A 25079-nucleotide genomic window follows, 5' to 3' on the forward strand; every position below is an offset into this window, starting at 1 on the left:
TAATCAACTCCTCATACTAGTTTCTTATAAGAAATGGGACGGTGTCAATATTTCTGCCCCTTCTTCTATTAATTGATTACACCCTTTGCCATATGGATCATCGAATTGGTATGGTAAACATATTACATTGCGATTCAACGCCAATGCTTCATTGACTGTTGTCATTGTGCCACTTCTTACATTTGCTGCCATGACATAAATATCCGATGACAATGCAGCGATAATGCGATTTCTAAATGGAAAATGGTGTTTTTTTGGTTGGGTACCTTGCGGGTACTCACTCAATAATAATTGATGTTTTTTAATGCTTTGTATCAGTGTATGATTTTGTGGTGGGTAGACAATATCCAACCCACATCCTAATACACCAATTGTATTATGAGACATTGCCGTTTCATGGGCAATCGTATCAATTCCTTTTGCTACACCCGATACAATAACATGATGACACTTCAAATGTCCAACTAATTTTTTTGTCATTGAAATTCCATAGTCATTGGGTAAGCGACTTCCGACAATCCCCACCATGGATTTGTCTAAAAGCGAAATATCCCCTTCATAGAATAACACAAACGGTGGTTTCTTCAACTCATAAAGACAACTTGGATACATTTTTTCACCATAGCAGATGTATCGATCATTACACGTATATTCAGGGACACACGCCTTTTCATAGAGAAGCCGTGCTAGTAAATCATAATTACCTTTTGCATGAATTGCAACATTTTTTATATAATTTCTCATAGAACACCTCAATATTAAGTACACATAATGAAAAAGAAATCCTAAATATCCAGGGATATTTGAATTTCTTCTTTGAACTTAAAGGTTTTTCTATGGATGGGTGATCGACCATATTTTAAGATTGCTTCCTTGTGGGCTTTTGTACCATATCCTTTGTGCTTTTCAAAGCCATACATTGGATATATTGAGGCATATTCAACCATTAACTGATCTCGATAGGTTTTCGCAAGGATGCTTGCTGCTGCAATCGAAATTGATTTTTGATCCCCCTTAATAATATCAATGACGTGTTTGTTTGTACCTTCTAGAGGCATGGCATCCGTAAGCACCGTGTCACAGGGTGCAAGACATGCAATTTTATACATTGCTTGTTGCGTCGCAATATATATATTTTGTGTATCAATTGTTTCTACATCAACGACTTCGATATGATACCATAAGCAATTTGACTTAATCAGTTCGACTAATGCTTCACGTTTCTTTTCTGTGAGTTTCTTTGAATCATTAATGCGTTCATCATCAAAACCCATTGGAAAAACAACACCACAACAAATACAAGGTCCTGCCATTGGGCCACGTCCTGCTTCATCAATACCAACAACAGTTTTTCCAATGTCCCATAATGGTTTTTCAAACTCGTGAATTAATCCCATGTTATCATCCCAAGTGTTCCGTTTTGAACATCTTTTAGAAACATACGACGAACAAAGACATCATCGACCTCACCACCTGAGACAAGCCATCCCATTGATTTTCCTACAGATTCATAAAATGAGTCAAAGGTTGTAATTGAATAGCGCGTTTGTAGGCTGTTTGGATTGTGTTCAATTAAATAATCGCGTGCTGTGTCAGAAATCACTTCAAGTGAAAATCCCGTTTCTTTAATTGAACCCACGAGTGCATTGATAATCCCCATGGATTCTGTTTCAAACTTAGGCCACAATAACCCCGGTGTGTCCACAATTTCAAGTGCTTCTGAGACTTTAACTAATGTTAACGATTGTGTCACGCCTGGACGGTTTTCAGCACGTACTGCTTTACGTGATGCAAGCCGGTTAATGACGGTCGATTTCCCTACATTTGGAACACCTACAATCATTGCCCGTGATGCACGTGAGCGTATGCCACGACGCTTATCACGATCGTGTTTTTCTTTCATAATTTCTGCAGTTTTTTCAAGTACAAGACGCTTGATATTGTCTTTATGTACATCCACAAGTAAAACTACATGTCCTTCATCTTCAAGCGTCTTCATGATTTGAGACGTACGTTCTAATGAGGCAAGGTCTTTTTTTGTGAGGAGAATTAAGCGTTTCTTATTTTGAAACGTTTTCGCTAGCAAAGGATTTCGTGTAGAAATTGGAGCACGCGCGTCTCGACATTCGATGACAAAATCAACAGCCTTTAAATTGTCTTCAATCAGGCGAATTGCTTTGGCCATGTGACCAGGAAACCATTGTGCAACACTCACTAAACTCACTTCCCTTCGTAACGAATTGCGTTAAAAGGAAAAATTACAAATACATTCTTACTTTTAATATCTGATTTTTGAAACGGACCATAGCGTCTTGAATCTGAGGAATACGGTCTATTATCACCCATTAAAAAATATTCATGATCACCCAGCTTTATTTCAGCTAGATTTTCTGTAAATGTAACTTTACCATACATATCAAGTTCTTCCATATCTTCAGCACTGGTTGGGTCTTGTCGATAATTTCGAACATAATCTGTGTCTAAAAATGGTTCATCGACCGGTTCTCCATTGATGTAGAGTTGGTCATCTTGGTAGCTAACAGTTTCCCCAGGCATTCCAATTACCCGTTTCACAATGTGTTTGTTTTGATCTTCCATATAGACAATCACTAAATCAAATCGATCAATATTCCCCAGTTTCACACTGATAATATTGGATAGACCCATCTCACCATCTTTTAATGTAGGATACATTGAAGTACCTTCAACTCTCACGACACGTGTGATAAAGGTCGTGATAACAAAGAGAATTACAATGTATTTTAGGAATAATATAATAAACTCTTTGAGAGATTTTAAAAACGCATCATCTTTTACTTCCATAGGATCCTCCAATATTTTAAAAAAAACCGTGCGTACACGGTTTTATTTACGAACTTCTTTAAGACGTGCTGACTTACCAGAACGGTTACGTAAGTAGTATAACTTAGCGCGACGTACTTTACCAGTACGTAATACTTTAACGCTCTCAATAATTGGTGAATGGATTGGGAAAGTTCTTTCCACTCCGATTCCAGATGAAACTTTACGTACTGTGAAGTTTTCTGCAATTCCACTCCCTTGACGACTGATAACGACACCTTCAAACGCTTGGACACGAGATTTGTCACCTTCTTGAATACGAACGTTGACAACAACTGTTTGTCCAGGACGAAGATCAGGAATATCAGTTCTAAGTTGAGATTTTGTTATATTTTGAACTAAATCTAACATCACTATTTCCTCACTTTTCTTTTCAATAAAACCTGTTCATAAGTCATGCTTAGCGGAACAAGAGTGCACAAGTGCTAATTAAATTTATCATAGATTTGACATTTTAGCAAGCATTTTTACTAAAGATTAACCCATAAAGCGCGAAAGCATTTTCATTTGCTTTTGCATTTTCTCAAATTGGCTTAAGAGTCGGTTCACTTCTGTTGTTGTTGTGCCTGAACCATTAGCAATACGTTTTTTATGCGATGCACGAATGATGTTTGGATTCGCACGTTCTTTTTTTGTCATACTTTGAATAATTGCTTCAGTACGTTTCATATTTCCGGCAGCATCTTGATCATTAACTTGGCTTGCCATTTGACCAATTTGACCTGGCATCATTTTTAAGAGTCCCGATAATGGTCCCATTTTTGACACTTGTTTCAATTGAATCAACATATCATCAAGGGTGAACTTCCCTTCCATCATACGTTGTGCAGAGGCTTCTGCAGCTTCCATATCCATTTTTTCTTGGGCTTTTTCAACGAGAGATATCACATCTCCCATTCCTAAAATTCGTGATGCAATTCGATCTGGATAGAATATATCAAGATCTTCAAGCGTTTCACCAACCCCGACATATTTCACAGGAACACCGGTTAAATAGCGCACGGATAAAATAGATCCACCTCGTGCATCGCCATCAAATTTCGTTGCGACAAGCCCAGTTAATGCAACTGCATCTTTAAACCCTTGTGCGACGTGAATGACATCTTGACCACTCATGGCATCAACACTGAGTAAAATCTCTTCAGGTTGCGCTAATTTTTGGATCTCGATGAGTTGTTGCATCAAATCGTTATCAATTTGAAGACGCCCAGCGGTATCAATCAAAATTACATCATAGTTATTGGATATTTTGAGTGCTTCTTTAACAACTTCTACAGGATCCTTAGAATCGGTTGTGAAGACATCCACTCCAATTTGTTGTCCTAAAATTTGAAGTTGTTCAATCGCTGCAGGACGTTGTCTATCTGCAGCAACCAGCAATACTTTTTTATCTTCTTTTTCTTTGAGTTGTCGTGCAATTTTTGCTGCTGATGTTGTTTTCCCTGACCCTTGTAAACCAACTAGCATCATTACACCTGGTTTGCGTGTGAAGTTTAATCCCGCTTCTTCACTTCCAAGTATTTCAACAAGTTTGTCATTCACAACTTTCACAAACATTTGTGAAGGATCAACACCCCGTGTAACATCCATTCCCATCACTTCTGTTTTAGTATGATCTAAAAGTGCATTAATCACACTTAGATTAACGTCTGCTTCTAATAAAGCAATCCGAATTTCAGCAAGTGCGTCTGAAATGTTTTTGTCTGTTAGATTTGCTTTCCCGCTTAACTTTCTGAATGTGTCATTCAGACGGTTTGTTAAATTATCAAATGCCATAAATCCTCCTATAGAAATGCCGTTTCTTCATGTGCAACGGTATGTTTAAGTGTTATCGTTTCGATCCCTTCAATTGCATTTGTTATGAGTTCTGGATCGAGCTTAGACTCATAAAAATCAACCTTTTCAAGACGTGGTCGTGTTGTTGGGTTTTTAGGTGTGAAAATTGTACAACAATCTTCAAACGGTAGAATTGATGTTTCATACGTATCAATCTTTTGTGCAATATCAATAATCTCAAGTTTATCATAAGTGAGTAAAGGTCTCAAGATAGGCATATTCGCAACGGATGTAATTGCGTTCATACTATGAAGTGTTTGCGATGCAACTTGTCCCAAATTTTCACCATTCGCCAGTGCTAAACAACGGCGTTTTAAGGCATAAGCTTCACCAATTCGAAGCATCATACGACGCATCATCGTAATTGCATAACTTTCTGGAACTGCCTTATATATCGCAAGTTGCATTTGTGTAAATGGTACGATATGCACGCGAATTGTATGTTGGAAGTCCGTAAGTTTTTGTGCAAGTTCTAATACTTTATTTTGTGCTTCCATCGATGTATATGGGGGTGAAGCAAAGTGAATGCATTCAATTTCAACACCACGCTTCATCATTAAATATCCTGCTACAGGTGAATCAATTCCACCCGATAACATAACCATTACCTTGCCTTGAATTCCTACAGGATGTCCCTTAGCACCTTCGATTTTTGAAGTCATTATGTAAGCAAAGTCTTTTCTAACTTCAATGAGCACCGGAATATCAGGTTTTCTTACATTTACTTTTAATTCCGTTTCTCGAAGTATTTTCCCTGCAACATAGCGGTTAATTTCATCGGAAACATGTGGGAATGATTTATCATTTCTACGAGCAATAATTTTAAACGTTTTATCAGTCTCATCTTTGACACATTCATATGCTGCATCTGCGATTGCATCCAAGTCTTTCTCAACTTTTACTGCTAAAGAGAAGGATGAAAGACCAAACACCTTACTAAGTTCTTTTGATACCGCCTCGCCATCTTCACCATTTAATGTAATATATAAACGATCAAAGGTTGGTCTGTACTCGAGATTTTCAAATTGTTCACACTGTGCTTTGATATTCTTGATTAACTGACGGGTAAAGTCTTTACGGTTCTTCCCTTTTGTTGAGAGTTCACCATAGCGACATACGATAAACTCATACTGTTTGTTGTACATATTCTTTTGTCTCCTTAATAATTCGAATGACTGCTTCAATATCTTCTTGTTGCGTATCATAGCCAATACTGATACGAATCGTATTTAGTGCCATGGCAGGATTTAGTCCAATTGCAAGTAACACTTCAGATGGTTTGTCTGATTCTGAATGACAGGTTGATCGCGCTGAAACCATATAACCTTCACGATTGAGTGCGTTCATCATAATTTCAGACCCCACATTCTTAATGGACATATTGATTATATATGGACTAGCATCGTGTGGTGAATTGATAATCACATCATCCAAATCCTCAAATGCTTCACGTAACATGTGATTCAACATGACAATATGTGCATGTTTTTGGTGATGCAACGCTTCTTCAAGTCGAATCGTTTTCGCCCACAGTATATCCGATACTGAGTCTAAAGTCCCACCTCGAAGCCCCTGTTCTTGTTGTCCTCCACTAATCAGTGGAATCATGGGTACATGTGCTTTTTTTATGAGCAGTCCGCTTCCTTTAAAGCCATGAATCTTATGCGCACTAAACGATACACCATCCACTTGTTTTAATGAAAAATCATATTTACACAAAGCTTGGACTGCGTCAATATGCACATATGCATGTGAGTGTTTCTTTACAACTCTCACAATCTCTTCAATGGGATTAATGCTCCCCAGTTCATTGTTAATGGCCATGATGCTGACCAAAATAGTGTCTTCACGCAGTGCTTGTTTCAAGACATTTAGATCAACGACACCTTGAGATGTAACGGGTAAGTATGTCACATCGAAGCCAAAGACATCGTGGAGTTGTCTGCATGATTCAATGACGGAACTGTGTTCAACTTGGGTTGTGATAATATGCTTCCCCTTGTGCATATTCGCAAAGCAAACCCCTTTAATAAAGGTACTGTTTGACTCACTTCCCCCTGATGTAAAGATAATTTCTTGAGGTAACACACCAAATCGTTTTGCGAGTGTTTTTCGTGTTGTATCAATAAGCGCAGAAACACGCTGACCCATATCATGCAATGAGTCAGCGTTTGCGTAAAACTTCTTATTTAATGTGATGGCATCATCGAGGATTTCATCAAAAACACGGGTAGTGCTTGCGAAATCCAAATAGACACTCTTATTTTGCACTTTGGGCATTCTTTTGAATCAACTCCTCATAAGAACCGTCCGGGCGATATTTATCAATTGTTTGAATAATAGTTTTCAAACTTTGTGTATATTCCCCATTGTTAAATGCAATTTCTGCACGGGTTAACTCCGTATCAATTTCCGCAATATACGCTCGATATCGGTTTGCATATACAATCGCATTTTCGCACATATCAACCACACCCACAAGATTGTTTACATTGTTGTGAAGTTTGTAGGTAAAGTCAATGGCTTCTGCTACTGTCGCATTTAAGCGTCCAACATCCAAGACTTCTTGGTCGAGTAAATCATTAACTTGACGTGCATATTGTTTTGCATGCCGTACATCTTGTTCATATTCTTCAGAAATTTCTGGAAAACTTCTGCGTTTAATTCGGACTTGGACATCATTAATAATGAGATACAACTTCATGAGTTGTTGACGTGCTCTGAGTTCATCTGCATTAGCTTGCGACACCTCTTTACTTAACACATCAAAATCAGCTGCAAGAATTTGACAATCTTGGGTTATTTCTCGGATTGCAATGACAATCGAAGTTGCAGGTATTTTTTCTTCATCAATCATACGCACCACATGGTTACGTTTTTCGTTAAGTTCACCAATGCGGGTTTCACATGAATCCAAGCGTGATTCAAAATCTTTAATATCAAATCGTGATGCAATAAGTCCACGTTGTTTATCTAAATGTCCGATTGCTTCAATAAGTTCATCAATCACTTCATAAATTTGGCGCGAGGTCACAACCATTTCTTCATGAGACTTCGCTTCTTTTTGAATGTGTTCTGTAATTTGTTCAAGACGTGTAATCAATTCATCCAAATTTTCATCTGCACGTTCAATATCACCATAGTTAATGCGCACTAAGTCTTCTTTTAAAGACTCTGAAACAAACCCAATATTCTTAGGAACTTCCAAATGACTCAAATAGACGCCAAAGGATCGCGCATTTTGAAACACTGATGACACTGAGTCCAAAAGATGCGGAATGATTCCTTTCGCTTTTTCATATAATTTAGGAATTGTATTGATGCGGTATTCATAATCATCGATTTCTTTTGAAATCTGAATGTTCAACTCTTTAGCTTTCTCAAAATCAGAGGCAAACATCCATTCTTCAAAGGTAGAAAAGAGTTGCTCAATATCACGGGTTTGTGATTCCAAAATGCCAAAACTATCTGCATACATGGACTCGTTGCTCATTAATTGAGCCTTTATTTTTCTAAATCGATCTTTCTGTGTTGTGATTTCAACACGTTGTTGTGTTTCTTGTTCTAAAACAGAATTCAAGCGGTGATCTAAATCATGGGTTGATGTCAAACTTTCGCCAAGCATATCTTGTAAATCAACAATTGACTTACTTGCTATGGATAGTTTTCCAAATTGAATCAAATCCTCAACCTCTCCCATCAATGCAATAATATCATTATGATAGGAATTGACTGTATCATACTCGGCTTTAATCTCTGTTACTTCTTTTTCGAGTTCTTTATTAATTTTTATTAGACTATTCGATTTATTAATTTTGAACGAAAGTGGAATACTAATCAATTCATTATACATCACTTCGATTCGTTCAAATTGTCGTTTCAATTGTTTTTTCTTATAAGCACGTCTTCCCACAACAAATGCTAAGATGGCGATAACACTCAACAGACTCATCCAAAAAATAGGTTTCTGAATAAAATTAACTATATCACTTGCTTTTAACATCCCAATCACCTCGTCTTGGATATTGTATCATAGAGACTATGTCATGTCATGCTTTTGCGAACACATAAAATTTGAAAATTATTACATAAATTCGATAACGCAGTAAAAATTGTGGAATGTGTTTATTTCATCCCAATAAGTGAAATTATGTGAGTGCTTTTCTTCAATTTTTAGAACACTGGGTTTATTCTTATCAATATATGGATTAATTCGTCTAAATCATTGACGAAACGACACAGATAGCGTAATATATTAGAGCGTCATTTACATGCAGCATGTAAAGCTGGTTGCCATAGTTTGAACCGCGGCAGGGATCCAAAGTACCCAAGCTGTAAGTGGGAAACGGACATATTCAAACTCAACATCGAGTAATTTACAACCAATGCTTGTATCGACGAACAAGAGGAGGTCATTTTAAATGGCAAGAATTAAAGGTCCAGTATGGAAGAAATCTCGTCGTCTTAGCTTCTCAGTTTTAGAAACTGGTGAAGAACTACGCCGTCGCGACTATGCCCCAGGGCAACACGGTAAAGCACGTCGTGCAAAATTATCAAACTACGGTTTACAATTACGTGAAAAACAACGTGTACGTTTTATGTATGGTGTTTCTGAAAAACAATTCTACAACACATACCTACGTGCAACAAAAATGGATGGTGTGACTGGTCACAACTTCTTCAACTTACTAGAATCTCGTCTAGATAATGTTGTTTACAGAATGAACTTAGCACGCACACGTCGTGGTGCGCGTCAATTAGTTAACCACGGTCATATCTTAGTTGATGGAAAGAAAGTTGATATTCCTTCATACAGAGTAACACCGGGTCAAACAATTGAATTACGTGAAAAATCACGTAACTTGGAAAGTGTTAAAGATGCATTGGCTGCAAATGTTGGCCGCGTAGATTACGTAACTTTTGATGAAAACACAATGAAAGGTACATTCACTCGTTTACCAGAACGTAGCGAATTAAACCAAGAAATTAACGAAGCGCTTATCGTTGAATTCTACAACCGTTAATCGGTTCATAAAGAAGATGGGAAACCATCTTTTTTTGATGGTGTTAGAAAAGAAAAACTCGAAATGATTTCGAGTTTTTTTACTTTATTGTCCAATAAATGCTTCAATCTTTGATAAATACTCAAGACGGGATGCTTCTAAATGTACTGTAGCACAGTGAATCCAGGTTACATTGTGGATTCCAATCATCGCAAAGATACCATTAATTGTTGTTTGACCAATTGGGTCTCCTACATATTTTAAGATTTCTTCAGTCACACTTGCGGTTGTGAATACTGCACCTTTTTGAATATTGAGTAATCCTGTAAGTTTGTGATTCACTTCCCCATATGCTTGACCTTTCAACATCACTTTGTCAAAAAAACCTTTCAGCATTGCTGGCATACCATACCACCAAATTGGAAATACAAAGATGATTTCATCGGCTTCTTTAACGCGTTTAATGTAATTTGCTGCAAGTTCGTCGTGATACTCACCTTTTCCAAACAATCTCAAATCATCTTGTGTAAAAGCTGGATTGAACCCGTCCTTATGCAAGTCAATCACATCCACACTATACCCTTTTGCTTCAAGTTTAGAAACTGTAGTTTCTAATACAAAATGGTTAAAACTTTCTTCCCACGGATGGGTATATACTACTAATGTCTTCATGTTAATCCTTCCAACATGCACTTTATATTATAAAGCATCGAAAGGAATGTTGCATTAAATTTTTTTATAGCGGATCACTTATTTTTCTCCAACTCGTCTTGCATCAAAAATGGATGGGTCTGAATCTTGTTTTAAGATAAATTGTGAAAGTTTATATGCAAGGTACGGACCGGTTGTGAGGCCTGAAGATCCAAGACCTGCAATCACAAACACGTTTTTATTGAGCTGTGTGATATAGGGAGTTTTGTCTTTTGAAACACTACGAACACCAACCATCACCGAATCAATAGCGTCCATTTTGATTGATGGTATAGTCGTTTTTGTTTGCAATAAGAGCTTTTCGATGACATCTGTTTCAACATCAAAAGAATCAAAAACATCTTGATGGGAGGCACCTATTGCAATGACTTGGTTTCGACTCAGAATGTCAATTTCTCCTTGTGGCATGATGACGGGTTGATTGGGAAGTGTTTGATATGTGTCATTCAACGTCAACATCATTCCTTTTTGCATGGTTGAATCGATATCAAATGAATCCAGAAGATCCGAGGTAAATCCTCCAGCACAAACACAGATGGTATCAAAATCAGTGCCATTAATGCCACAATCGCCTGTTAAATGAGCCCATTGTTGGTGAAATTGAATCTGACTTTTTTGTTTCAATCGTTCTAATAACGTTGCGCCTTCGATTTGAAACCCACCTGGAATAAAAAGCGCTTGATTTGGGATTTTTATATAAGGTGGTAATAACGATGTCATTGCTTTTTGATTTAGTATCTGTGGTATTCCCATGATTGGCTCTTCTTTAGCGTGATCCAGTGCAATAGTGTAGAAACGATCCAAATTTTCATGGAATAACAAAACACCATTTTGGATCATAAAGGAAGAATCATTCATATCACAGGAGAGTTCATGCAAACATTTTACGCCTTCTTTTGCGATATGATACCACGTTTTATTCCGTCTTTGACTTACCCAAGGACAAATGATTCCCACAGCATTTTTGGTCCCTTGATACGTATCGATGTCATAAACATGAACTTCATGCTCTGAATCTTTTGAAAGATAATATCCTAAAATTGCACCAACTATTCCATATCCAATGATTCCAATTTTCATGACACTCCCCTTTGTTTTTTGTTTACTTTATTGAGTATTTAAAAACGCACTAACATCTTTAAATGATTTGTAAACCACCCGATTTTTTGTATTTAATCTTAACAAAATCTTAAACCTTTTTGTCTTTCACCTTAATCAATAACTTGATAAAATAAATCCATCAAGCAATAATTTGTTTGAATTAGCACATAGAAATATATGCTATATAAAAAAACAGGGTAGTTTTAAAAATAGTGACATAATGCGAATATTTTGCTGATTAAATCACGGTTGCGTTGATTAAATTGTGTGAATCTGACCGTAATACTGTATTATTTGAATTAGTACAGTAGTTTAGTCTTGTCTTTTCTCACTAAATAAACTATCATTAATAAGGTATGGTTGGAGTATATTATGAAATTAATTAGCGGATTAAGTAATCAAGAAGTTCAAAGACTTACATCACTTGGGAAAACTAATAAAATGCCTGAACTTGAATCTCGAAGTAATCTTGAGATTATATCAAGTCATGTGTTTACATTGTTTAACCTCTATAATCTTATCATAGGTGCAGCCCTTTTGTATGTTCAGGCATATACTTCACTCTTTTTTGTTGGCGTCATGTTATCAAATATTGTGATATTTTCAGTTCAAGAAATACGGTCTAAAAACCTCATAAACAAATTAAATATTATTGTATCACCTAAAGCACTGGTTATTCGCGAAGGTGAAAAGCAGCATATTGACAATGAGTCAATTGTCTTAGGTGATGTCATTCAATTTGAACCAGGGCATCAAATTCCTGCTGATGCACGAATATTAGAAGGCTACGTGGAAGTTAACGAATCTCTACTCACTGGTGAAGCTGAGCCGGTTGATAAAGGACAAGGTGATGCATTGTTGTCGGGTTCTTTTATTGTAAGTGGGGTCTGTTATGCGCAAGTAATCCGGGTTGGTCAAGATAATTATGCTTACAAGATTACTTCACAAGCTAAAGAAAAGCGGGTCATTGCATCAGAACTAATTATGACGTTTCGAAAAGTTACACGCTTAACATCAATATTTATTGTACCACTGGGTGCGTTGTTGCTCTATCAAGGCTTGTTTGTAAGAGATCAAGGACTCAGCAGTGTGATTGTGAATACATCTACAGCGCTTTTAGGAATGTTACCCCAAGGACTCGTATTACTGACAACGGTGAATTTAATGAATTCAGTGCTCCACCTTGGATCAAATAAGACCTTGATTCAAGATTTATATGCAATTGAAACCTTGTCTCAAGTAGATGTTTTGTGCCTTGATAAAACAGGTACGATCACCTATGGTGACATGCAGGTCATCGACACTGAAATCATCGACCCAAACTTTTCTGATTATATGCAATCATTTATTAAGAATTCATCTGATAACAATGCAACCTTTAGCGCTCTTTCACGAAAATATGATGAAGATGGACAAAGTTATCCTGTTAACAGTTCCGTTCCCTTCTCTTCCCTTCGTAAATGGAGTGCCATGAACTTTGAAGGTCATGGAGCCATCGTAATTGGAGCACCTGAAGTAATCATGCCAAACATGCATTTATCGGAACACATGCATGCGTTACGCTTTGAAGGTGCGCGCATTATCGCGGTTGCGAAAGCAAGCATTCTGGTAGAAAAAGAAACAGACATTGGTCATGCGCCATTAAGTCTTATGGCTACCATTGCACTAAAAGATCCGATTCGAACGGATGCACCAGATGCACTTAACTTCTTTCATGAGAATGATGTTACGGTTAAGGTTATCTCAGGGGATAATCCTGAAACAGTGTATTCAATTGCGAAACAGGCGGGTGCGCATGTTCAAGATAAAGCAATTGATGCAACACAACTCATTACAGATAAAGATCATGAAGATGCAATATTAAATTACAACATTATCGGTCGTGCGACACCGGATCAAAAGCTTAAGTTTATTGAAATTCTCAAAGAAAATCAATTAAAAGTTGCCATGACGGGTGATGGGATTAACGATGTACTTGCCCTTCGCAAGTCGGATTGTTCAATCGCGATGGGTGAAGGCAGTGATGCAGCACTCCATATTTCACAAGTGGTAATAATGGATGGAAAACTTTCGACACTTGTGGATGTATTTAAAGAAGGACGGCAAGTAATCAATAGTATTACACGATCTGCATCGATGTATTATCTAAGAACCATTATCACCATCTTCTTATCAATTATCGCAGTCATCTTAAATGTTCCCTTTCCATTCATTCCATTCCAAATCACACTAACCAATATGTTTGTTGATGGATTCCCATCTTTTATGCTCTTATTTGAAATGAACATAGAGAAACCTAAAGATACCATTCTACAACACGTAGCACGCTTTGCGATTCCTAATGGTATTGCAATTATCATCTTATGGATTGGCATGAATATTGGGCATCAAGCGCTTGGAATATCCAGTGCATCAATCGAAACAATCATGTTTTTCATTAATGCATTCATCTCACTTCAATTGATCTATCGGATTTATAAGCCACTCAATCTCTATCGTATCGGGGTGTTAATCGTAAATTTCGTTGGGTTTGTACTTGGCGTTTTACTCTTTTGGAACTGGCTTGAGTTGGAGTATTTAACACTGCATGAGATTACAATTACACTTCTAGCCTGTGCCGTTTCCTTAATCATCATCTACCTATTTCATGGCTTCATTGATTCGTGGATAACAAAACACAGTAAAAATCAAGCATCACCATATTAAATTGGTGGTGTTTTTTTTAATATTTAAGCGTATAATGAACTAAAGGAGAAAAGATAAAATGACAAAAACAATCTACCATCGATCTCAAGTAGATCAAAACATTACATGGGATCTTACAGCAATATTTAAAACTGAAGCAGATTTTGAAGCTGCAATCCCAGCACTGATTGATGCAGTGGACACACTTAAATCAACATATCAAGGGACATTAAAGAACTATGACGCGATTTATAATTGTCTCAAAGATTACGAGGCGATTCAAAAGCAAATGGATCATATCTTTACTTATGCATCGCTTAAAAGTTCAGAAGATTCAACTGATCCTGTAAATCAGAATCGAAGCAGCGCTACCATGATGAAGGTCAGCAGCATCTTCCCTAAGTTGAATTTTGTTGAAGATGAATTGCGCAAGCTCGATGAATCAGTATTAAACGAGGTTATCGCACAAGATCCTCACTATGCACGATATCTTGGCTTAATCTTAAAGAACAAAGCAAATACACCATCTGAAGATGTTGTGAACGCATTATCCGTTCTAAAAAACACGTTTGATGGACCTTACGACTCCTATCAAATGAATAAATTAGTTGACATGGATTTTGGAACCTTTGAAGCAAATGGAAAAACCTATCCAAACTCCTATGGCTTATTTGAAGATGAATGGGAAACTGATAACGATATGAATGTGCGTCACGCTGCATTTGATTCGTTCTATAGCACACTTGCGAAACATCAAAACACTGTAGCATCTGTGTACTCAACACATGTCTTAACAGAAAAAGCATTGGGTCAATTATCAAATTTTGACAACACCATTGATTCCCTTCTTTTTGACCAAGAAGTCACTCGTGACATGTATGATCGACAAATCGATCTCATTATGACCCATTTAGCGCCTCATATGCGTAAATATGCAAAACTCTTAAAACGTGTACATAATCTTGATACAATGACCTACAAGGACTTAAAACTCGTTGTAGACCCTGAATTTGAACCATCTATTACAATCGAAGAATCAAAGAAATATCTAAATGGTGCACTTGCTCGTTTTGGTGATGATTATCTTGAGATTGTGAAACGTGCTTTTGATGAACGTTGGATTGACTTCCCACAAAACAAAGGAAAATCAACTGGAGCATTTTGTTCAACACCTTATGGTGTTCATCCTTATGTTCTCATCAGCTGGACTGAGAAGATGAATGAAGTGTTTGTATTGGCACATGAACTGGGTCATGCTGGGCATTTCTACTTATCAGGGGAAGCGCAAACAATCATTAATACACGCCCATCACTTTATATCATTGAAGCACCATCAACGATGAATGAATTAATGATGGTCGACTACTTGATGAACACTGTTGAAGACAAGCGCATGAAACGTTGGGTTCTTTCAACAATTATTGCGCGTACATATTACCACAACTTTGTAACCCACTTGCTTGAAGCTGCATATCAACGTGAAGTTTATTTGCGTGCTGATAATAATGAACCAATCAACGCTCATTCACTCAATGCAATCAAACGCCAAGTGCTTGAAACATTCTGGGGTAATGATGTTGAAATCAGCGAGAATTCTGAATTAACCTGGATGCGTCAACCACACTATTACATGGGACTCTATCCTTATACATATTCTGCAGGACTTACCCTAGCAACTTGTGCAAACCGTAAGATTGCAAATGACGAACTTCCAATTGAAAAATGGAAAGACTTGCTAAAAGCAGGTGGCACAAAAAATCCAATTGACTTGGCAAAAATGGTGGATGTTGACTTAACAACCGAACAACCACTCATGCAAACCATCGATTATATCGGATCAATTATTGATGAAATCATCGCATTGACCGATGAACTTGAGAACGCATAGTCATCAAAAGAAAGCTCAATTCGGACCTATTTTACACCAATCAAAAGACCGATTGATGATTTTTAACACAAAAGTGGAAGTGTATCTTTATGCATTTCCACTTTTTATATGTGATCGACTTGTTTACCAAATGATCTTTATGATGTAACCGACTCAAAACATTGAGATATTTTAGATACTCACCACAGATTCATTAAGAAAACCCATACAGTGCAAATCACAAGCGATATTTTAAACCAATTCAAAATAAGTTAGTTCTTCACGAAAAATATCCCCTTCTTTATTTCCTCCCAATTGCTTCTGTGTTCTTGTTTTTAACACTGTGTCATGTATAATAAAGGTGTAGTTTTATGCAAGGAGGGAATTCATGAAACTGATTATTGTAAAAGACAACATCGAGGGAGCTCAAAAAGGTTTTGAGATTATCGAAGATGCTTATAAATCAAACACATTACATACAATGGGTTTAGCTACTGGTAGTACACCATTAACACTCTACAAACGTATGGTTGAAAGTGATTTAGATTTTAGCACCGTGACATCTGTAAATCTTGATGAGTATGTTGGATTAACAGGCGATCACCCACAAAGTTATCGCTATTTCATGGAACAAAACTTGTTCCAATATAAGCCTTTTAAGGCAACCTATGTACCGGATGGTTCAAATGACAATGAACAAGCGGTATCTGATGAGTATGAAGCAATCATTGCAGCACATCCGATTGATATTCAAATCTTAGGGATTGGTGGCAATGGACATATTGGGTTTAATGAACCGGGATCATCTTTTGATTCAATCACCCGTAAAGTAGAACTTAAAGAAGAAACAATTGAAGCAAATGCACGTTTCTTTGATTCAATCGATGAAGTCCCTACTTTTGCTTATTCAATGGGTATTAAAGATATCTTGAGCGCTAAAAAAGTACTTCTATTTGCTTACGGAGAACAAAAGGCCGATGCGATTCGTCGTTTATTCGAAGAAGATAAGACAACGGACTTACCAGCTTCTGCACTAAAAGATCACAGTGATGTCATTGTGATTGTTGATGAAAAAGCTGCTTCTGCTCTGACTCAATAAGAATGAAAAAGCCTGAAGTTCAGGCTTTTCTTATACAACAAAGGTTATCGGTCTTAAAATGACGGATAACCTTTTCTTATTTTTTATTTGCGTATTAAATATTGTTACAGGTTAAATTGAGGCATTCCATTAAGATAAAGGTAAACCCCTGCACCAACAATCAATGCAATCAAAATTGTTCTAAATACCATTTTCTTAATCTTTCTTTTTACTGCCAACAACACAACTAACGCAAGTGCAATACTGCCATAAACTTGTAAATCTGTCATAAGTCTCCTACTTCATAATATTTAAATCTAATGCTTTTTCAAGCATATCAAACGAGGTTGATCCTTGTTTGAGTAACGCTTCATGAAATGCATAATCTGAATAATCCGCACCCCATGCCTTTTCAGCTTTTTCGCTGAGAATTCTGATATACATACTTGACACATAGTACATCGGGTAAACGCAAGGGTTCTCAACAAATGCTAGGTATAACTCCTCAATTTGATTAACCGAAGTCGTTTCACTGTACCATCCCTCATCAACTAAGAAATTAAGGGTCTCTTGTTGACTCCAGCCTTCATAATTAATTCCAATATCCAATTGAACGTATAGATTACTCAGGAGTTCATTGTAATTTTGGAAGAACAAACCCAAATCATCCCCTAAAACATACTTTGTCGCATAATTTTCAGTGTAATTTGCCCATCCTTCAGCATTCGCAGAAGAACTTAAGAAACTTCGAATTTGGTTCTCACCGGATTGTTTAAAGTAATTAAACTGATACATATGTCCAAAGATTCCCTCATGAATGTATGTTGTTACTTTATCATTTGAAAAGTTCCCATTCACATAAATCGCTTGTACGTTATCATCGGTTGCATCCACTTTGGGTGTGAAATAAAACGCAGGTGATGCACTGTCTTCTAAGGATTCATCAACAAAGTTAATGCTATAATTGGGTACATTAATCATCGGAAAATCTTCACCCATTTTCTCAATCATTGTAGTGAGTACACTTTTCTCATCACTAAATAGGCCATCAAATACATTCCCATTTTGAACCGATTCTTCGAGCGTTTCATCATAATTAGTTTGGAAGTATTTCACCACTGAGTACATTAAGTCTTTCTTACGAGATTTAAGTTGTTTTGACACTTGATCGACCGAATACGAAGACCCTGTGTTTTTCTTAAACAGATACTCATAATAAGCTTTACCGTTTTCTTTATTCGCAAGACCCCTAAGCTCGCCCCCTTCAATCTCACGAATTGAAGACGCTAAGGAAGCATACGCTTTACTAAATGATGATTTCATGGCTTCTTGATGTTTTAAAATATAGTCATCCTTAGCCTGTTGATCAATAAACGATATAGATGCCATTTGACGTTCAAAAGCACGGTTTAAGAAATAGTCTTCTTGAGCTGCTGCAGTTGCTGTACTATCGGCAGCCTTGACGATACTGTCTAGTTCTTTTTGACTCAACCCCATATTTTTACTTTGACGTGTTTTTTCGAGTTCAACGAATTTAAGTAGGTTCTCTTCCAGGGTGTTCACGAAGTTAAAGTAATACTCGATGTCACGTTCTGAGTTAAAAACATACATATCCAAATAACTTGGAAGTGACATAATATATGACCGAGAAGAACTGAGAGCATCCCCTTCTTCATACTCATAAAACTTTTCAGAACCAAGATATGCTGATAAATACTCAATAATCGCATCGCGATCGATAATTTGTTGCTGTGTAAGTGAATCATCCGTAAAAGATCTTAATGTCTTAATCATTGTATCAAGTTGTTTCGATGACTCATCATAGTCTTCTTGTGTTGAAAATCCTAAACTATAAGGTTCTGGCACAATCCCAAATGCTTCAGGATCATTAAATGACAAATTAATACCTATATCTGTTGACCCTATAATTTCTGCGTACAGGGTATTCACATATTCATCAAATGTCCCCTCATAAGTAATGACCTCGTTACTTTTACATCCGCTTACTACAAAGAGTATTGATAATAACGTTACCAGTATTTTTTTCATTTGATTTTGTCCTTTCATTTATTCATTTTACCTTAATTTCAAAAATAAATAAAGCCGTGAGATGAATCTGAAGATTGTGTCAAAAAAAGTCAACCTCTTACGAAAAGGTTGACGAGTGTACTAATAAGCATTTTTTCAAATTATGGTGTTTCGTTTTGGGCTGTATCATCCACTGGATTATCCCCAGGATCCTCTTCAGGTTCTTCAACTGGTTTTTCATATTTTAGTTCGAACTCAAACACTTCTTTAAATGATTCAAGCTTCGTATAGTTTTTCCAAGCAACAAGGACGCGAATGGTCACGTTATCTTCTTGCAAATCAAGACGTCCAACGACAATTCCTTTTTTGAATCCATGATCTTCACGGGCTTGATTTGGAATGAAAATATAATCACCATCAAAAATTCCTGCGCTTGGTTTCATCACGTCTAGATTAAATGGTTCTTCATTTTCAACGACCATAATCTGAACGTCATACATTGCGATTTTCGCATCATCGATGGTCACAACATATTGATATCCTTCATCAGAAGGCGCAATTTCAGTTGTAATTGAATAGAATCGAGACGATGTTTGAAAGCGATCTTCGTTTAACAAGGCACGATAATAAGTTTCATATAGATTGAGTTGTTCTTGGTAAGCGGCGCTTTTAGAGTTGTCACAAGCCGTAAGTGCTAAGACACACACCAACAAACATAGTATCTTTAATTTACGCATAATAAGCTCCTAACCATGTATTACAACATGATATGTTTTCTTACCACGACGGATTACTGATATTTCACCATCAATCGCCTGTTCTTTAGATAATACATATTCCAAGTCATTTACAACCTCGCCATTTACTCGAATTGCATTGCTTGTGATGAGCTGACGTGCTTCACGTTTACTTGGTACAAACTGTGCATTTACCAATACATCAAGAAGCGCGCTATCTTTATCAAGCGTGTATGGTGTTTGATGGTGGAATAATGCTTTCACTTGTTGTGCGGAAAGTTCACTTAAATCCCCTGAGAAAAATGCTTTTGTCATCTTGAGGGCGTTATCTAGTCCTTCTTGCCCATGCACAATCCGTGTAAGTTCTGTTGCTAATTCCTTTTGAGCTAAACGCTCATGCGGCGCTTTCACAAACGCAGCTTCAATTTCTTGAATTTCAGACACTGGTTTGAGTGAAAGACGCTTCATGAAATTAATCACGTCATCATCACTTACATTGATAAGGTATTGATAGAACTCGTAAGGACTGGTGTAATCAGCATTCAGCCAAACATTTTGACCCTCGCTCTTACCAAACTTCGTACCATCGGATTTAGTGATGAGTGGTGATGTCATTGCAAAAGCTTCTTCTTCAATGCCTTTTACTTTACGAATCAATTCCAAACCACTTACTAAATTCCCCCATTGATCTGACCCACCAAATTGGAGCCGTACATCATAGTTTTCTAAAAGGTGTAAATAGTCTACTGCTTGTAAAATTGTATAACTAAACTCAGTAAATGAAATACCGGTTTCAAGTCGTTTTGCAATCGTGTCTTTCGCAATCATCGTACTGACTGAGAAGAATTTACCATAATCGCGTAAAAAATCGATAATGTTCATCGATTTTAACCAATCATAGTTATTCACCAATGTTACGGGGTTATCATCACTGGCAAGAATTGCATCAATTTGAGATCCAATGCATTGTACATTATGCATTAAGTCTTCTGCGCTGAGCATCTTACGTTCTGTGGTCGGACGTGGATCTCCAATCATTCCAGTTCCCCCACCAACGAGTGCAATTGGATGGTGTCCATTCAATTGGAATCGTTTGAGTAAGATTAATTGTTGGAGGTGTCCAATATGCAAGGATTCTGCTGTTGGGTCAAATCCACAGTATAATGTGATTGGTTTGTTTAGTCGTTTTAAAAATTCCTCTTTATGCGCTACATCTTTTACAAGACCGCGCCATTCTAATTCTTCAAAAAAATTCATCATTGGGCTCCTAACTTATTGATCGTTCAAATAAAATACGAATCTTTAAATAATAGCGTTGGATAATATCCAACATTACAGTTACGGCAAGTAAGACCGTAGAATCATGGGGATAGATATAATTGGATGTACAGAAACGATCCATTTCAATCCATTTATCTTCCTTCATGATTAAGTTTTTTGCTAAAAACTGAACCTTTAACAAGTTTTGTTCACCATTGTGTCTTAATACTGCTTGATCATCATAGCGACTCATAATATAGAGTAGTGTTGACATAATTGATTTATTGCGTTGGTAAAATGGTACATATAACGAAAATACTTCTTTCATACCCGTTCGCGCAATATCATAACGTTTATGCTCATCCAGTGATCGGACACTTCCATACAGTGAATCACTCACACGTTTAATTTCACTTTGCATATCTTGATACCCTCGTGCATGGATAAACGACAAGAGTACAACACTTGTCATGTAGACCGGGTATTGATAAGACTGTTGGTTTAAAACTGCGGCTTTAATTTTCATTTCTACTTCTTGTTGGAAGCGACGCACTTCTTCAGCATTTTTTATGTTAATGTTAAAGGCACGTTTCATTTCATCTTTATAAGTACGCAACCAATGCACAAATTTTTCGAAGTTCATTTGTGTATTACTGCCACGATAATTGGGGCCATACATACCAAACCCCATTGGTTTTGTAAAGACACTTACAAAGCCATAAACCAAGATATTAGAAAGCACAGTGTGCTTATCTCCGGATACAACTTGGTTTTCTACATTCTTAATATAAGTATCTTCATATTTCTTTTCTGTAAATGTGTTGTTTAAAAGTTCATCTATCGGCATTTTATAATAAAAATCAAGGCGTTCATTAGCACCCACTGCTTCACGGGTCACTTCACCGGTATAATCATAAACTTCAGCATGAATCGCAAACCCAATTGGGTGATTATCTTCATAGTGAACCATTGTGTTGCGAACGGATTCAGCGTCTTCTTCAAGTCGTACATAAAAGATAAGACCATCAGCATCAAAGGTATAGGACCAGGATTCAAAGGTATAACGATCCCATAACTCAAAAAATACTGTGAACACAGCATATGAAACATTATGATTTTGTCGATCAGAGCCGGCAAATGCACCTGACAAAACAAGCAGTGAGCCATGTTTGTCTTCAACCATGGATTTTACGATTTCTCGCCGCTCTTTTCTTAATTCCTCAAATGAATCTGAAGTTAATGGTACAATTTTCATAATCATCCTCTTTCGTAAGTTTATTTTACCACAAATTTCACGAGAATATCGTTAAACTTAACAAACTCTATATAATAAAACAATATGAAGTTAAAGGGAGAGAAACAAAAAAAGAGACCGAAGTCTCATTTTTTCATTATACTTAAGAAAGACGACTTTCTTTCTAAAATTTCTTTGGAGAAGAAATACTTTGTAAACTTGCACTTAGTTCACGCTCATATAATACCAAGTATGTGTGAAACCTAAATGGTCGAATTATGTGAAATAGTGTGATAAAGAATTCCTTCATTTGTGATGATTAAATCTACGGGTATATCGTGATTTTCTTGAAACGACTGAGTGACTTTTTGATATGAATAGGCAAGCCCGATTTTCACATGATTGTAGTTTACTAAATACTTATCATAAAATCCAGCACCATGCCCTAATCGATAAAGCGCATCATTAAAACCGACCATCGGAATATAGAGTTGTTGGATCTGTGAAGGATCAACATATTCGCAACCATCTATCGGCTCTAAGATACCCATCGTACCAGCTTTTAGATCTTTAAGATGTTTGATTTCATAGAAGTTCATGATTTTTCCTTCGATACGCGGAAGACACACTCGAACACCACTCATCAACCAATTTTGAATCATGAAATACGTGTCCACTTCCCCTTTTATCGATGCATAGGTCCCAACACAATCAACACTTCCCATTTGTTCTGTGATGATATCAGTAATGATTGCATCAAGTCCCAATCGTTGTTCTAAGGATACGGAATCACGTTTCGCAATCATTTGCTTTCGTAAAGTTTTTTTATCCAACAGAGCCCTCCATCTCAAGCTTCATGAGTTGATTTAATTCGACTGCATATTCCATAGGTAACTCTCGGGTGAATGGTTCTAAAAATCCCATAATAATGGTTTCTGATGCTTGTTCTTCAGACAACCCACGACTCATCAAATAAAACAATTCATCTTCTGAAATTTTTGAAACACAGGCTTCATGTTCAACAATTGATGTTTTGTTTTCGACGCGATTAACAGGCATCGTATCACTTGCAGATATGTTATCCAAAATTAACGTATCGCATTCAACTTTTGTTTTTGCATAATGGGCATCTTTATTGTGACTGACAATTCCACGATAATTAACAACACCTCCATTACGTGATACTGATTTAGAAATAATCGTGCTTTGTGTATACGGTGCTTGGTGGATCATTTTTGCTCCGGCATCTTGGATTTGTCCTTTGCCAGCAACTGCAATTGATATTGTCATACCTTTTGCGTATTCACCCGCTAAAATACACGATGGATATTTCATAGTTGTATAAGCACCTATATTCCCATCAATCCATTCCATAATCCCATGTGCTTGTACTTTCGAACGTTTTGTGACTAAGTTAAAGACATTATTAGACCAATTTTGAATTGTGGTATAGCGACATTTAGCATGGTCATGAACAAAGATTTCAACAACCGCTGCATGCATTGCATGTTTTGTATAGATTGGGGCAGTACATCCTTCTACATAGTGAACATCCGCACCCTCATCAACGATGATTAAGGTACGCTCAAATTGACCCATTGATTCGCCATTAATTCTAAAATAAGATTGCAGTGGTTTATCAAGTTTTACACCTTTTGGTACATAGATAAAAGAACCACCAGACCAAACAGCGGTGTTGAGTGCTGCAAATTTGTTGTCATTATATGGTACAAGTGTCCCAAAGTACTTCTTTACAATTTCAGGATGTTCACGAAGTCCAGTATCCATGTCAAAAAACAACACACCTTTTGATTCTACTTCTTTTAGCATGCTGTGATACACAACTTCTGAATCATATTGAGTTGCAACACCGGATAAGAATTTTGCTTCTGCTTCAGGAATTCCAAGTTTTTGAAAGGTATTTCGAATGGTCTCAGGGACATCTTCCCATTGTGTTTCAGCACGTTCAGATGCACGTAAATAATAGGTGTACTCATCAAAATTAATATCATCCAAATTACTGCCCCATGATGGCATTGGTTTCTCCATAAACGCTTGGTAAGCTTTTAGTCGAATATCCAACATCCATTCTGGTTCATTTTTAATCCGTGATATTTCGCGTACTACCTTTTCACTCAGACCTTTATCAAATTCTACAATTGCCTCAATATCATCATGAAAACCATATTTATAATCTTCACTGGGTAATCGTTCGATGTCTTTTGACATATCCTCAACCATTGTGATCACCATCCTCACTTAATATTTGCCCAACAGCACGCCATCCTAATGTTGCACATCCAATACGATTTGATTGTCTTCCAACATTTCTAAACACAATTGCTTCGTCAAGAAGGCCTTCATCATAGGGTTCAAGTTGCATCATTTTCATGTATTCATGCATAATTTTTAAAGCATCTTCTTTTTCTTTGCCCTTAATTAAATCAGTCATAATCGACGCTGCACTGGTTGCGATCGTACACGCATGACCTTCAAAACAAACATCGATTACCCGATTGTTCTCAATTTTGACATACACAATGATATCGTCGATGCATGATTCACTTTCCATATGCTTATATGCATAATCCGAATCACCATGATGTTTATTGTGTGGGTTTTCATAATGATCCATGATAATTTGCCGTGCAAATTGAGGATCTTTTAATAGACTCAT

At 36.9% G+C, this 25079-nt stretch carries 23 protein-coding genes; 4 read left to right on the forward strand and 19 right to left on the reverse strand.

Features of this window, described 5'->3' with window-relative positions; genetic code table 11:
* Positions 1-24 precede the first annotated feature (24 nt).
* The 9 genes from dprA to AOC36_RS05835 form a co-directional block, all read right to left on the reverse strand.
* On the reverse strand, positions 25-744 hold the full coding sequence (dprA, locus tag AOC36_RS05795; protein ID WP_067632363.1) for a DNA-processing protein DprA: 720 nt from the start codon (positions 742-744) through the stop codon (positions 25-27).
* Between the two features lie 41 nt (positions 745-785).
* The gene (locus AOC36_RS05800) at positions 786-1397 is read right to left on the reverse strand and encodes a ribonuclease HII (RefSeq protein WP_067632364.1); all 612 of its coding nucleotides are present in this window, start codon (positions 1395-1397) and stop codon (positions 786-788) included.
* Positions 1388-2215, reverse strand: a complete 828-nt coding sequence (gene ylqF / locus AOC36_RS05805; RefSeq protein ID WP_067632366.1) for a ribosome biogenesis GTPase YlqF — start codon at positions 2213-2215, stop codon at positions 1388-1390. Before ylqF ends, AOC36_RS05800 begins: the two co-directional genes overlap by 10 nt.
* Positions 2216-2220: 5 nt before the next feature.
* A complete protein-coding gene (gene lepB / locus AOC36_RS05810; protein WP_067632368.1) occupies positions 2221-2823 on the reverse strand; it encodes a signal peptidase I in 603 nt (200 codons plus the stop codon).
* A gap of 42 nt (positions 2824-2865) precedes the next feature.
* Positions 2866-3216: a 50S ribosomal protein L19 gene (gene rplS, locus AOC36_RS05815; RefSeq protein WP_269465371.1), complete on the reverse strand. Its 351-nt coding sequence runs from the start codon at positions 3214-3216 to the stop codon at positions 2866-2868.
* 123 nt (positions 3217-3339) lie between these two features.
* Entirely contained in the window at positions 3340-4638 is a 1299-nt protein-coding gene (ffh, locus tag AOC36_RS05820; RefSeq protein ID WP_067632372.1) for a signal recognition particle protein, read from the reverse strand.
* 8 nt (positions 4639-4646) lie between these two features.
* Positions 4647-5843 carry a tRNA uracil 4-sulfurtransferase ThiI gene (gene thiI / locus AOC36_RS05825; RefSeq protein ID WP_067632374.1) on the reverse strand — a complete coding sequence of 399 codons (1197 nt, stop codon included), beginning with the start codon at positions 5841-5843 and terminating at the stop codon, positions 4647-4649.
* Positions 5824-6978, reverse strand: a complete 1155-nt coding sequence (locus AOC36_RS05830; protein ID WP_067632376.1) for a cysteine desulfurase family protein — start codon at positions 6976-6978, stop codon at positions 5824-5826. Before AOC36_RS05830 ends, thiI begins: the two co-directional genes overlap by 20 nt.
* Positions 6959-8701, reverse strand: coding sequence for a septation ring formation regulator EzrA (locus AOC36_RS05835; protein WP_067632378.1), 1743 nt, complete (start codon positions 8699-8701; stop codon positions 6959-6961). Before AOC36_RS05835 ends, AOC36_RS05830 begins: the two co-directional genes overlap by 20 nt.
* Before the next feature lie 418 nt (positions 8702-9119).
* Between AOC36_RS05835 and rpsD the strand changes: the two genes are divergently transcribed.
* Positions 9120-9722, forward strand: coding sequence for a 30S ribosomal protein S4 (rpsD, locus tag AOC36_RS05840; RefSeq protein ID WP_067632380.1), 603 nt, complete (start codon positions 9120-9122; stop codon positions 9720-9722).
* Positions 9723-9806: 84 nt separating this feature from the next.
* Here the strand turns inward: rpsD and AOC36_RS05845 are convergent, their stop codons facing one another.
* The gene (locus AOC36_RS05845; RefSeq protein ID WP_067632381.1) at positions 9807-10373 is read right to left on the reverse strand and encodes an NAD(P)H-dependent oxidoreductase; all 567 of its coding nucleotides are present in this window, start codon (positions 10371-10373) and stop codon (positions 9807-9809) included.
* Between the two features lie 78 nt (positions 10374-10451).
* Positions 10452-11492, reverse strand: a complete 1041-nt coding sequence (locus AOC36_RS05850; RefSeq protein ID WP_067632382.1) for an NAD(P)/FAD-dependent oxidoreductase — start codon at positions 11490-11492, stop codon at positions 10452-10454.
* A 393-nt stretch (positions 11493-11885) separates the two neighbouring features.
* On the opposite strand from AOC36_RS05850, the gene AOC36_RS05855 reads away from it, so the two are divergent.
* The 3 genes from AOC36_RS05855 (at position 11886) to AOC36_RS05865 (ending at position 17164) form a co-directional block, all read left to right on the forward strand.
* On the forward strand, positions 11886-14219 hold the full coding sequence (locus AOC36_RS05855) for an HAD-IC family P-type ATPase (RefSeq protein WP_067632383.1): 2334 nt from the start codon (positions 11886-11888) through the stop codon (positions 14217-14219).
* 58 nt (positions 14220-14277) lie between these two features.
* Positions 14278-16086 carry an oligoendopeptidase F gene (gene pepF, locus AOC36_RS05860; protein WP_067632384.1) on the forward strand — a complete coding sequence of 603 codons (1809 nt, stop codon included), beginning with the start codon at positions 14278-14280 and terminating at the stop codon, positions 16084-16086.
* A gap of 367 nt (positions 16087-16453) precedes the next feature.
* On the forward strand, positions 16454-17164 hold the full coding sequence (locus AOC36_RS05865; protein ID WP_067632385.1) for a glucosamine-6-phosphate deaminase: 711 nt from the start codon (positions 16454-16456) through the stop codon (positions 17162-17164).
* A 104-nt stretch (positions 17165-17268) separates the two neighbouring features.
* Here AOC36_RS05865 and AOC36_RS12180 read toward each other — a convergent pair whose 3' ends face one another.
* The 8 genes from AOC36_RS12180 to sufU form a co-directional block, all read right to left on the reverse strand.
* Positions 17269-17433 carry a hypothetical protein gene (locus tag AOC36_RS12180; protein ID WP_157777151.1) on the reverse strand — a complete coding sequence of 55 codons (165 nt, stop codon included), beginning with the start codon at positions 17431-17433 and terminating at the stop codon, positions 17269-17271.
* 7 nt (positions 17434-17440) lie between these two features.
* On the reverse strand, positions 17441-19192 hold the full coding sequence (locus AOC36_RS05870) for a DUF885 family protein (RefSeq protein WP_157777152.1): 1752 nt from the start codon (positions 19190-19192) through the stop codon (positions 17441-17443).
* Between the two features lie 140 nt (positions 19193-19332).
* Positions 19333-19908 (reverse strand): hypothetical protein, encoded by a 576-nt coding sequence (locus tag AOC36_RS05875; protein WP_067632387.1) that lies wholly within the window; start codon positions 19906-19908, stop codon positions 19333-19335.
* A 9-nt stretch (positions 19909-19917) separates the two neighbouring features.
* Complete coding sequence (tyrS, locus tag AOC36_RS05880) at positions 19918-21165, reverse strand: tyrosine--tRNA ligase (RefSeq protein WP_078055093.1); 1248 nt, start codon at positions 21163-21165, stop codon at positions 19918-19920.
* Between the two features lie 10 nt (positions 21166-21175).
* Positions 21176-22423 carry a triphosphoribosyl-dephospho-CoA synthase gene (locus AOC36_RS05885; RefSeq protein WP_067632389.1) on the reverse strand — a complete coding sequence of 416 codons (1248 nt, stop codon included), beginning with the start codon at positions 22421-22423 and terminating at the stop codon, positions 21176-21178.
* A 242-nt stretch (positions 22424-22665) separates the two neighbouring features.
* The gene (locus tag AOC36_RS05890; protein WP_067632390.1) at positions 22666-23235 is read right to left on the reverse strand and encodes a 5-formyltetrahydrofolate cyclo-ligase; all 570 of its coding nucleotides are present in this window, start codon (positions 23233-23235) and stop codon (positions 22666-22668) included.
* Positions 23228-24643 (reverse strand): Fe-S cluster assembly protein SufB, encoded by a 1416-nt coding sequence (gene sufB / locus AOC36_RS05895; protein WP_067632391.1) that lies wholly within the window; start codon positions 24641-24643, stop codon positions 23228-23230. Before sufB ends, AOC36_RS05890 begins: the two co-directional genes overlap by 8 nt.
* The gene (gene sufU, locus AOC36_RS05900; RefSeq protein WP_067632392.1) at positions 24636-25079 is read right to left on the reverse strand and encodes a Fe-S cluster assembly sulfur transfer protein SufU; all 444 of its coding nucleotides are present in this window, start codon (positions 25077-25079) and stop codon (positions 24636-24638) included. The genes sufB and sufU overlap by 8 nt, the downstream gene beginning before the upstream one ends.

The sequence above is a fragment of the Erysipelothrix larvae genome (assembly GCF_001545095.1).
Classification (GTDB): Bacteria; Bacillota_I; Bacilli_A; order Erysipelotrichales; family Erysipelotrichaceae; genus Erysipelothrix; species Erysipelothrix larvae.

Coding starts and splice junctions, on each gene's coding strand:
- dprA (WP_067632363.1), bottom strand. CDS start 744: ATGAGAAATTATATAAAAAATGTTGCAATTCATGCAAAAGGTAATTAT.
- AOC36_RS05800 (WP_067632364.1), bottom strand. CDS start 1,397: ATGGGATTAATTCACGAGTTTGAAAAACCATTATGGGACATTGGAAAA.
- lepB (WP_067632368.1), bottom strand. CDS start 2,823: ATGGAAGTAAAAGATGATGCGTTTTTAAAATCTCTCAAAGAGTTTATT.
- ffh (WP_067632372.1), bottom strand. CDS start 4,638: ATGGCATTTGATAATTTAACAAACCGTCTGAATGACACATTCAGAAAG.
- thiI (WP_067632374.1), bottom strand. CDS start 5,843: ATGTACAACAAACAGTATGAGTTTATCGTATGTCGCTATGGTGAACTC.
- AOC36_RS05830 (WP_067632376.1), bottom strand. CDS start 6,978: ATGCCCAAAGTGCAAAATAAGAGTGTCTATTTGGATTTCGCAAGCACT.
- AOC36_RS05835 (WP_067632378.1), bottom strand. CDS start 8,701: ATGTTAAAAGCAAGTGATATAGTTAATTTTATTCAGAAACCTATTTTT.
- rpsD (WP_067632380.1), top strand. CDS start 9,120: ATGGCAAGAATTAAAGGTCCAGTATGGAAGAAATCTCGTCGTCTTAGC.
- AOC36_RS05845 (WP_067632381.1), bottom strand. CDS start 10,373: ATGAAGACATTAGTAGTATATACCCATCCGTGGGAAGAAAGTTTTAAC.
- AOC36_RS05850 (WP_067632382.1), bottom strand. CDS start 11,492: ATGAAAATTGGAATCATTGGATATGGAATAGTTGGTGCAATTTTAGGA.
- AOC36_RS05855 (WP_067632383.1), top strand. CDS start 11,886: ATGAAATTAATTAGCGGATTAAGTAATCAAGAAGTTCAAAGACTTACA.
- pepF (WP_067632384.1), top strand. CDS start 14,278: ATGACAAAAACAATCTACCATCGATCTCAAGTAGATCAAAACATTACA.
- AOC36_RS05865 (WP_067632385.1), top strand. CDS start 16,454: ATGAAACTGATTATTGTAAAAGACAACATCGAGGGAGCTCAAAAAGGT.
- AOC36_RS12180 (WP_157777151.1), bottom strand. CDS start 17,433: ATGACAGATTTACAAGTTTATGGCAGTATTGCACTTGCGTTAGTTGTG.
- AOC36_RS05870 (WP_157777152.1), bottom strand. CDS start 19,192: ATGAAAAAAATACTGGTAACGTTATTATCAATACTCTTTGTAGTAAGC.
- AOC36_RS05875 (WP_067632387.1), bottom strand. CDS start 19,908: ATGCGTAAATTAAAGATACTATGTTTGTTGGTGTGTGTCTTAGCACTT.
- tyrS (WP_078055093.1), bottom strand. CDS start 21,165: ATGAATTTTTTTGAAGAATTAGAATGGCGCGGTCTTGTAAAAGATGTA.
- AOC36_RS05885 (WP_067632389.1), bottom strand. CDS start 22,423: ATGAAAATTGTACCATTAACTTCAGATTCATTTGAGGAATTAAGAAAA.
- sufB (WP_067632391.1), bottom strand. CDS start 24,643: ATGGTTGAGGATATGTCAAAAGACATCGAACGATTACCCAGTGAAGAT.
- sufU (WP_067632392.1), bottom strand. CDS start 25,079: ATGAGTCTATTAAAAGATCCTCAATTTGCACGGCAAATTATCATGGAT.